The sequence below is a fragment of the Escherichia sp. WS1265 genome (assembly GCF_046487585.1).
Classification (GTDB): domain Bacteria; phylum Pseudomonadota; class Gammaproteobacteria; order Enterobacterales; family Enterobacteriaceae; genus Escherichia; species Escherichia coli.
Genome location: NZ_JBJQJE010000042.1, coordinates 1 through 5,399, shown reverse-complemented (window position 1 = coordinate 5,399; position 5,399 = coordinate 1). Strand labels below are relative to the sequence as shown.

General features: G+C 50.6%; 2 protein-coding genes and 4 pseudogenes. 4 read left to right on the top strand and 2 right to left on the bottom strand.

The window, feature by feature from the left end:
* Window positions 1-154 precede the first annotated feature (154 nt).
* The gene (locus ACJHX3_RS24200) at window positions 155-547 is read left to right on the top strand and encodes a putative zinc ribbon protein (protein WP_124046960.1); all 393 of its coding nucleotides are present in this window, start codon (window positions 155-157) and stop codon (window positions 545-547) included.
* A gap of 9 nt (window positions 548-556) precedes the next feature.
* On the opposite strand, the pseudogene ACJHX3_RS24195 reads toward ACJHX3_RS24200, so the two are convergent.
* Window positions 557-1,525 (bottom strand): annotated as a pseudogene (locus tag ACJHX3_RS24195) (IS110 family transposase).
* A gap of 185 nt (window positions 1,526-1,710) precedes the next feature.
* Between ACJHX3_RS24195 and ACJHX3_RS24190 the strand changes: the two are divergent.
* The 3 genes and pseudogenes from ACJHX3_RS24190 to ACJHX3_RS24180 all read left to right on the top strand — a co-directional run.
* Window positions 1,711-2,121, top strand: coding sequence for a zinc-ribbon domain-containing protein (locus tag ACJHX3_RS24190; RefSeq protein ID WP_001221604.1), 411 nt, complete (start codon window positions 1,711-1,713; stop codon window positions 2,119-2,121).
* 283 nt (window positions 2,122-2,404) lie between these two features.
* Window positions 2,405-4,026 (top strand): annotated as a pseudogene (locus ACJHX3_RS24185) (ISL3 family transposase).
* Window positions 4,027-4,114: 88 nt separating this feature from the next.
* Window positions 4,115-4,398 (top strand): annotated as a pseudogene (locus tag ACJHX3_RS24180) (gamma-glutamyltransferase); the annotation flags it as partial.
* A 39-nt stretch (window positions 4,399-4,437) separates the two neighbouring features.
* Here ACJHX3_RS24180 and ACJHX3_RS24175 read toward each other — a convergent pair.
* Window positions 4,438-5,289, bottom strand: a pseudogene (locus tag ACJHX3_RS24175) (phosphotriesterase-related protein); the annotation flags it as partial.
* Window positions 5,290-5,399: the final 110 nt, after the last annotated feature.

Here is a 5,399-nt window from a genome sequence, read left to right as displayed (position 1 = left end):
TTGTGTGACAACCACAGTGCTGTAACAGCAACCAGCCTGCTTTACCCAAACTCCAGTCCAGATTTTAACTGAACCGCCATTCACACCCTGACCACGCTGCCCGTACCGGGACGGCTGTTGCCTGCGTGTCGTCTGGCGGCTGAGGTATATGACTATGTACGCAAAATCCTTTATCGCTCTTGATGGCAACGGACGTCTGACGGGCGCCCGTACTGCACAGGCCGCACCTTATGCTAACTACACCTGCCACTTGTGTGGCAGTGCACTCAGATACCATCCGCAATACGAAACTGAACTTCCCTGGTTTGAACACACTGACGACAGGCTGACAGAGCACGGTCAACAGTGCCCTTATGTCAGGCCGGAGCGCAGAGAAATACAGTTGATTAAACGTCTGCAGCAATTCGTACCGGATGCCTTACCCGTGGTGCGTAAAGCCAGCTGGCACTGCAGACAATGTCACCACGATTATTATGGGGAGCGGTACTGCACACACTGCCAGACCGGAGGTTTCAGTCTTCCCCGGACAGCTCAGCAACTGTCTTGAACGTAAAAATTATGGAGCAACGTGATGGTACGATTCATTCCATTCTTCGTTCTTTCTGAGCATTGCGTTCAGGATAGTCAGCAGCTTGCGTATACAGGTAACCAGCGCCACTTTTTTGGGTTTTCCTGCGGCAAGCAGTCGCATGTAAAACACCTTTATTACCGGGTTAAAGCGGGTTGCGACAAGCGCTGCCATGTACAGGGCTGTTCGCACACCAGCCCTGCCGCCAAAGATGGTTCGTCGCCCTCTCATCGTGCCCGAGTCCCGGTTTACTGGAACCATACCGACAAGCGCACTGATTTCACGCCTGGAGAGGTTACCCTGTTCGGGTACTTCCGCCAGCAGCGCAGCAGCCGTCATGGTGCCAACACCTTTAATACTGCTCAGTCGCTTAGCAAGCTCTTTGAAGTGGCTATGGATATGGCTGTTCATGTCAGCATCTAGTCGCGCAAGCTCGTCTTCCAGTGCTTTGATGATGATATTAATGCTTTTCCTGTTCTATGGATGAGCAGGGTGCAACCGGTTTCTCTCGGCAACCAGCATCGTAATCAACTGCCGCCTACGAACTACCATTGCAGTGAGAACCTGACATTCAGTATCCGGCAGTGCTCTGATAAAGCGTTCCCGCTCCGGATGCCGGTTGAGAACCTCAGCCATCTGGGAAAGCACTCTGGCATCAATACTATCAGTTTTCGCGAGGTATCCCATGGCGCGGGCAAAGTCACGAGCTTGTCTGGGGTTAACCACGGCAAGCTCAAAACCTTCTGCCTGAAGCGCACAGACTATGGCGGTTTCAAGTCCTCCAGTGGCTTTCATTAAAACCAGCGCAATGGCGTACATTCTCAACTCAGCAATGATGGCGTCAAAGCCATCACTGTCATTGCCGACAGAAAATTGTTCAATAGCGCTGCTGGCGGCAATATCCAGTATCGCTTTCGAAACATCGATATCCACACAAAGTGAACCTGGCTGACTCATGATTACCCATCCTTGCAAATGCGTTATGGCGTACTGACAACTGTTCGGGTTTCAGATGAGTGGCTCAGTGTATGCGCCATTCGCTGAGCTACGGGCTATGAACCCCTTGAGGGATCGGGCTGCATACACCTTGCCAAATCTAATCACAGTTATTTTAACCAATTGTCAAGATACAAGGAGGAGATATGCGAATTCTGAACTGCTATATGGCGAATGACAGCAAAGGCCATTTTGTTACGGCGAAAGAAGCCGCGAAGCACAACCGACAGGACGTTTTGTGCTGTGTGTCCTGTGGTTGTCCGTTAACACTTAAGCGGGGAAATGACGGACAACCGCCGTGGTTTGAACATGACCAGATGACTGTTGCTGCGAAAATCCTGCTGCGATGCACCTGGCTTGACCCGGCAGAGAAAGAGGCCCGTCGTTTGCATCTGCAGGGCATGACGGTTCCGGATTATACGGTGAAGGTGAGAAAGTGGTTTTGTGTGATGTGTGACGAAGATTATGAGGGGGAAAAGTGCTGCCCGCGTTGTGGTACTGGGGTATACAGCAGGGAGGGGGGGCTGCAGGAAGGCAACTGGAAGGATAGGAACTGAGCGGTTCAGTCGCGGAAATCAGTTGCAGAGCTGTAATGATATCTCCGGGAGTGCTGCGTTGGTAGGGGCATCCCGGGATAGAGAAATTTTAGCACTTTGCCCTGAATGATTGTAGACGCCCCGAGTACTCGTACCGGTCTGAGTTATTACAGTTAGATATTCACTTTTTCTCCCGCATACTTCACATCTGTCAACGACGGATGAAAAGTGGTTCTTCCGCAACCTGGGTGGAAGAAAATGGATGAAACTTTCTGGCGAACAAGGATCTAAGCTGTTTTAAGTTATGGGCAACCCAATGCACTCTCTTAAGACACTTCTACAGTTACCTTGCGGATGGCGATGCAGTCGACAAATTATTAGCTCTGACGGTATAACCCTCCATCTCCACGGAAAACGCAAAACAGCACAATGTCCTGAATGCTTTAAGCGTAGCGACTCTGTTCATAGTTGTTGTCGGCGCCGGATACAGCATCTACCCTGATCAGGACAGACGCTATGGCTTGTATTTTCCGTCCGCCACTGGTACTGCCGTAACCCAGCTTGTTCACGTAAAATTTTTGCCGAGTCGCTTGCTCCCTTCGCCGGTTCACACCAACAGTCTTCACAGGCGTTACAAAATTTACAACGTCAACTGGGATTAATAGCTGGAGGTGAGGCTGGAAAACGGGCTGCAACGGCAGCGGGTCTCCGTTGCAGTGCTGATACTCTTCTTCGCAGGGTTATCAATACCCCGGAGACGAAACAGTCAGGCGCGCCTCATGTCGGTATTGATGAGTGGGCGTGGCATCGGGGCCACTGCTGCGGTATGTTAATAGTCAATCTTGATACTCACCGTCCCCTCGTCCTGCTTCCCGGCCGTGATCAGCGTACGCTGGCGACCTGGTTCAGAAAATATCCGGAAATACAGGTTGTCTCGCGTGATCGCAGTGGAGTCTATGCGACAGCAGCACGTGAAGGTGCACCTCAGGCCAGACAGGTGGCCGATCGATGGCACCTGCTAAAAAATATTGGTGATGAGCCTGAACGAATGATGTACAGACATATGCCTCTGATACGTCTTGTTGTCAGAGAGTTATCACTGAAGAAATCACCTGAGCCAGAAATATCTGTGCCTGTAGCATCGCTCCGTCGTCCGGAACGCCTTAAACAGCAAACCCGCAAAAAACGGCATCAGCATTGGACAGAGGTTATGGCCCTGCATAACAAGGGATGTAGTTTCAGGGAAATATCCCGTATTACAGGCCTGTCGCGAGTGACAGTCAGTCGCTGGGTGCGTTCAGGAACATTCCCTGAAATGTCAACCCGGCCTCCAAAGCGAGGGCTTCTGGACCCATGGAGGGAGTGGTTAAAAGAGCAACGAGAAAGTGGTAATTATAATGCCAGCCGGATATGGCGGGAAATGGTGGCCCAGGGGGGGGGACAGGCAGTGAAACCATCGTCAGGGATACTGTTGCCAAATGGCGTAAAGGCTGGAACCCACCGGTTACTACTGCCGCAAGACTTCCTTCAGTGTTCCGGGTAAGCCGCTGGTTGATGCCCTGGAGAATAATCAGGGGCGAAGAAAATTATGCATCCCGATTTATTAGTCTGATGTGTGAAAAAGAACCGGAGTTGAAAATAGCACAGCAACTGGTACTCGAGTTCTACCGTATTCTGAAAACCTAAAATAAATCACAGCTAAGCAGCTGGTTCACTCGAGTCCACGAAAGCGGCTCAGCAGAACTTCGGTGCGTAGCTGCGGGGATGGAAGCTGATGCTGCGGCTATATGTGAGGCAATCAGCAGTCGCTGGAGTAATGGTGTTGTCGAAGGTCATGTAAATCGCCTGAAGGTGCTGATACGCCAGATGTATGGTCGAGCCGGATTTGAACTACTTAGGCGGAGGGTAATGAGTCCACTGGCATGAAAATCTTCACCTAGGTTGCGGAAGAGCCACTTTTGCACTGTTCGTGACAGTATGGCCTTTATGTACTCACTTTGTTACCGGTAGCTGAATCATCACTACCGTGCTGCAAATGGTGGTGAACAGCATCAATTGTGGAATGAATGTTGCCGAAGCGACCAATGCGCCTCGTTTCCACCATCAGTGGTTGCCGGACGAGCTGCGTGTTGAAAAGGGTTTAGTCCGGATACGCTCAAGCTGCTGGAAGCAAAAGGTCAGAAAGTGGCGCTGAATGAGGCGATGGGCAGCACGCAAAGCATTATGGTTGGGTCGGATGGTGAGTTGTACGGCGCATCCGACTCGCGCTTGGTGGATGATTTAACGGCGGGGTATTAATTGACATCCCCCGGCGCAGTGTGCCGGGGGATAATGGTTTTATGCGGTCAATAATCGTCCGGGATTATCGATACAGAGTTTTTTGAGGATCGTTTTATCGACGCCGCGCTCCGCCAGATAGGCCAGAAAAACATCTGGAACAAATCCCCAGCCATTACCGCCATTTTTAGCCCACATTTGTTTAAGGAAGACATCGTGGCTGAGAACAAGCTGATCGGCGTATCCCAACTCAATGAGATGAGCGACGGCATCGGCAGTCTCCTGCACCCCTGGCGCTATTCCCTCTTTCGGGAAGGTAATGTCTAGGCCAATCATGTCGAATTCCAGCCAGACACCCTTATCAAGCATTTTCCGCTGATACGCCACGTCTTTTCCTGACGGATCCGAGTGTGCGAGAGAGACTTTATTTGGCGAGACGCCCATTTCACCTAACACAATGTCGAGTACTTCATCACCGCGACGAAGCCAGCCCGGCATGTGAATATTCATCGCCACATGAGGATTGTTAATCTGTGCCAGCGAGGCAGCCCGCAAGCTGTTATGCTCGGCTTCGGTAAATGTCGGTGAGACACCTATTTCACCGATCATTCCGGCACGAATATCCGTATCGCCAATCCCTTGATTCAATTCTTTATCAATCGTTGCCGCCAGTTCATCAACCGTTTTATGAATTCTCTGGCTTTCAAATTTTTCCAGGTAGGGACCGGAGGAAGCAACAATATTCAGACCTGTTTTTAATGCGACTTCTCGTAATGCCTGCGCATCTCGTCCGATAGACTCAGACCCTGTGGCATCAACAATGGTGCGACCACCGAGCGAGATAAAGTTATTAATTTCGAAGATCACATCTTCAATAGGTTTGCGGTCCATATTATCAGCGCAGCAATAAGGTGATCTTACCCAGCAATAGTGGACACGCGGCTAAGTGAGTAAACTCTCAGTCAGAGGTGACTCACATGACAAAAACAGTATCAACCAGTAAAAAACCCCGTAAACAGCAT

What these genes read in the sequence shown, in the direction of transcription:
- ACJHX3_RS24200 (WP_124046960.1), top strand. Translation starts at nt 155, where the DNA reads ATGTACGCAAAATCCTTTATCGCTCTTGATGGCAACGGACGTCTGACG.
- ACJHX3_RS24190 (WP_001221604.1), top strand. Translation starts at nt 1,711, where the DNA reads ATGCGAATTCTGAACTGCTATATGGCGAATGACAGCAAAGGCCATTTT.